A 3503-nucleotide genomic window follows, 5' to 3' on the forward strand; every position below is an offset into this window, starting at 1 on the left:
TTATTAAGGCAAAAGTAATAGATGTAGGGTGGGCAGTGCTTAGCAAACCAATTGTCAGCGTTTAAATTGGTATGATGCACTGCCCACCAGACCAGCAAAAGATGTAGGGTGGGCAGTGGTTATTAAGGCAAAAGTAATAGATGTAGGGTGGGCAGTGCTTATCAAACCAATTGTCAGCGTTTAAATTGGTATGATGCACTGCCCACCAGACCAGCAAAAGATGTAGGGTGGGCAGTGGTTATTAAGGCAAAAGTAATAGATGTAGGGTGGGCAGTGCTTAGCAAACCAATTGTCAGCGTTTAAATTGGTATGATGCACTGCCCACCAGACCAGCAAAAGATGTAGGGTGGGCAGTGGTTATTAAGGCAAAAGTAATAGATGTAGGGTGGGCAGTGCTTATCAAACCAATTGTCAGCGTTTAAATTGGTATGATGCACTGCCCACCAGACCAGCAAAAGATGTAGGGTGGGCAGTGGTTATTAAGGCAAAAGTAATAGATGTAGGGTGGGCAGTGCTTAGCAAACCAATTGTCAGCGTTTAAATTGGTATGATGCACTGCCCACCAGACCATTAATTTTATTAAAAAGCTAAACAAATAACTCCTATTTTCTAGTTAATTTTATGTCGGTGGGCAGTGCCGATAAAACCGATTACAAGTTGATAGTATCCGTCTGCTCCACTGCCCACCCTACGATTAATCTATTCCCAATTCTCAATTCTCAATTCTCAATTCTAAATTCTAAATTCTAAATTCTAAATTCCCCATTTCCTAATAAAAAAAAATTCCCAAACCCCTTGATATTTAGTCAATAAATTAATATATTAATATTATACACAGTTCAAACACAAAACTCCAAATGACTAACAACATTAACCCCAACTCAGATCACAATCTCAACAATCCTAATTGCCCAGAAAATTCTGGTGACCAATGCCGTAAGTGCAAAAAAGCCAAGCACGTCTTGGTCGGTACTCCTGAACAGGTTCGCAACAGCATTAATGCCGTGTATGCCCTTAAGTATGCACACCCCGACGAATGGAGCACTCTGGAGCCTACCGGAAAGCCTGGTCAGGTGATGACCTTTTTGATTCGATATTTCAACGTAGACTAGGATAGGAATTTGCCAGGGATGAAAATCCCTGGCCAACAGGAATCGTGAAGGTTGTTTTGTGAAGCAGGATGAAGCAGTATGAGTTGGGATGTTGTTGGTTTCCAGCAGTTGCTGACTAATTCAACAACAACGTAATAGTCAATTTGGAGTTATTATGTCAGAAGTACAGCTTAGTTGTACTTCTGACATATTGAAAAATTCAATGCGGTCAAGAATTGGGCTTAACCAAACTTGACCGATTTTTTTTAGGAAGTCGGGAGTCAGGAGTCGGTAGCCCAACAGTCACTTACCCCTTGAAGGGTTATATTCAAGCATAAGATTGACGGATTACTTGTATCTTCCCACTAGATACAGTTTCGGGTTTTGGACTGACGCTAATTTCAATAGTTTGACCTAATGCTACCAAAAAAAATAACAGTTTTTCCAAGGAAAACCCTTGCAAGCGACCATTTTTTAAATCCATGACTTGAGCAGGATCAATTTTAAAAATCATAGCCACATCTGAATCAGCCAACTGCCTTTCATCAATAATATCGAAAATGAGTGAAGCTAGTTTAACCTTAGCCAACTTTTCTTCAGCATTAATAAATCCTAAATCAGCAAAAATGTTACCTGAGCTTACAGTATAATCTGGCATTATTTTATCCTTGGTGCTATTAATCTTGTTGTTTGGCAATATCTTGTGCTTGTTTTAGGCGTTCTTTAATTAAATCCATAGTCTGCTTTGGAGTTTTAATACCTGTCTTTGACTTTTTTTTAAAGGCGTGGAGAACATAAATAGTATTCCCAAGTTTTACAGCATATACTGTTCTGTAAGTATCTGTTTTATAATCGCTGACAATTTCAAACACTCCATTTAATTATTTCAAAGGTTTAATATGAGGATTATTTTGGTTTTTTGAAACCCGATAGAGAATGTAACCAACTTCATCGATAACATCTTCAGGAAACCCTAAAAGTTCCTTTTTTGAAGGTCCAACCCAAATAACATTTTTCAGTAATTCATCTCCCATTTTTAAATTTGGCATCTAGATTGTAAAGTTGCTCTTGTTCACTTCCTTGTGGGTAAACCCTCTAGGCACAGAGGATCCTGGGATTAGCTTTATCTCCTTTAAGCAAAAGGAATTGACAGAGCACTTTTATCCATAGTACCTAGTAACATTCATCAGCGACTCCATCAATAAATAATCAAATATAGCGTTTCTTGCAGTTGTGAGGTACACATTAGTTTTTCCCACTTCCGATTTTCATCTTAGCTGCTCCCTGCTCCCTGCTCCCGTCTTGATGCAAAGCGCGAGTGGGGGAAACCACGGCAGTCGCTCATGGGGGAGACCGCCTTTGGCGGCGCTGCCTCCCCAAGACCGCGCTGCATTGCTGCTCCCTAAAACCCAGAAATATGTACCTCACAAGTTGTAGAATTGCTATAATATACAATAAAATGTAGTGCCATCTAAATAGTCTGATATGTCTGAAGGAGTGCAAGACAAGTGCGAATCAGCAGGGAGAGACTGCAATATCCCCCAGGTTTATTAAATTAGGGTAGACGGAGTTAAAGGATCTATGCTGAGAAGGTTGATATGGTTAAAGATCGGTTTCATTTTGTTGTTAGAACTGCTTTAGAAAAAGACAACTGGAAGATTACGGCAGACCCTTACGAAATTAGGATCGATGATGTCTATTTTGAGATTGATTTAGGAGCGGAGCAACTATTAGCAGCAGAACGAAAAAATCAGAAAATTGCTGTTGAAGTCAAAAGTTTTATCAGCCCATCCAAGGTTTCCGACTTTCATATGGCATTGGGGCAATTCCTAAACTACCGAGATGCACTGGCAAGGATGGAAGCCGATCGCCAGCTTTATTTGGCTGTGCGAGAGCCAATTTATGAGAGTTTTTTCCAGCGACGCTTCATCATGGCAGCAGTTGATCGTTATCAGATTAGATTACTAATTTATGATGTGAAACAGGAGGTAATTGTTCAATGGCTGTAGAGCAATATCGCCAGTATATTCGAAATCTTCTTTCCGAACGTGCTCAACGGGCTTCACGGCAAACAATTGCACCAGAGTATGAGGTTCAGACTGTCTTTGATACAGAGCAGGATCACTACCAACTACTCTATGTTGGTTGGCGTGGGAATAAACGTGATTTTGGCTGTATTTTACATGTTGATATCAAGGGTGGAAAAATTTGGATTCAGCATGACGGCACCGAAGAAGGACTTGCTAACCGATTAGTGGAAATGGGAGTTCCAAAACAGGATATTGTTTTAGCTTTTCATGAACCTGAAGTACGCCAGTATACTGGTTTTGGTATAGGTGAAGGGATTGTTAATTAATCTAAAGACTTCTTGCAGAAGTCGGGAACAGGGAATAGGGAACAGGGAACAGGGAA

General features: G+C 40.1%; 5 protein-coding genes and 1 pseudogene. 4 read left to right on the plus strand and 2 right to left on the minus strand.

Annotation, left to right across the window (positions count from 1 at the left end):
* The first annotated feature begins 857 nt into the window (after positions 1 to 857).
* Entirely contained in the window at positions 858 to 1112 is a 255-nt protein-coding gene (locus tag F6K37_RS34500; RefSeq protein WP_287255316.1) for a hypothetical protein, read from the plus strand.
* Positions 1113 to 1419: 307 nt separating this feature from the next.
* On the opposite strand, the gene F6K37_RS34505 is transcribed toward F6K37_RS34500, so the two are convergent.
* Both F6K37_RS34505 and F6K37_RS45810 read right to left on the minus strand, forming a co-directional pair.
* Entirely contained in the window at positions 1420 to 1749 is a 330-nt protein-coding gene (locus F6K37_RS34505; RefSeq protein ID WP_287255318.1) for a helix-turn-helix domain-containing protein, read from the minus strand.
* A 19-nt stretch (positions 1750 to 1768) separates the two neighbouring features.
* A pseudogene (locus tag F6K37_RS45810) lies at positions 1769 to 2125 on the minus strand (type II toxin-antitoxin system RelE/ParE family toxin).
* Between the two features lie 199 nt (positions 2126 to 2324).
* On the opposite strand from F6K37_RS45810, the gene F6K37_RS34520 reads away from it, so the two are divergent.
* From F6K37_RS34520 to F6K37_RS34530, 3 genes are all read left to right on the plus strand, one after another.
* Positions 2325 to 2528 (plus strand): hypothetical protein, encoded by a 204-nt coding sequence (locus tag F6K37_RS34520; protein ID WP_287255323.1) that lies wholly within the window; start codon positions 2325 to 2327, stop codon positions 2526 to 2528.
* A gap of 161 nt (positions 2529 to 2689) precedes the next feature.
* Positions 2690 to 3100 (plus strand): element excision factor XisH family protein, encoded by a 411-nt coding sequence (locus F6K37_RS34525; protein ID WP_287255325.1) that lies wholly within the window; start codon positions 2690 to 2692, stop codon positions 3098 to 3100.
* Entirely contained in the window at positions 3091 to 3447 is a 357-nt protein-coding gene (locus F6K37_RS34530; protein WP_071103368.1) for a XisI protein, read from the plus strand. Before F6K37_RS34525 ends, F6K37_RS34530 begins: the two co-directional genes overlap by 10 nt.
* The last annotated feature ends 56 nt before the right edge of the window (positions 3448 to 3503 follow it).

The organism is Moorena sp. SIO4E2 (assembly GCF_010671945.1).
GTDB classification, from domain to species: Bacteria; Cyanobacteriota; Cyanobacteriia; order Cyanobacteriales; family Coleofasciculaceae; genus Moorena; species Moorena producens.

Bases quoted from the DNA above. Each gene is read 5' to 3' on its own strand.
- F6K37_RS34525 (WP_287255325.1), top strand. From the start codon at position 2,690: ATGGTTAAAGATCGGTTTCATTTTGTTGTTAGAACTGCTTTAGAAAAA.
- F6K37_RS34505 (WP_287255318.1), bottom strand. From the start codon at position 1,749: ATGCCAGATTATACTGTAAGCTCAGGTAACATTTTTGCTGATTTAGGA.
- F6K37_RS34530 (WP_071103368.1), top strand. From the start codon at position 3,091: ATGGCTGTAGAGCAATATCGCCAGTATATTCGAAATCTTCTTTCCGAA.
- F6K37_RS34500 (WP_287255316.1), top strand. From the start codon at position 858: ATGACTAACAACATTAACCCCAACTCAGATCACAATCTCAACAATCCT.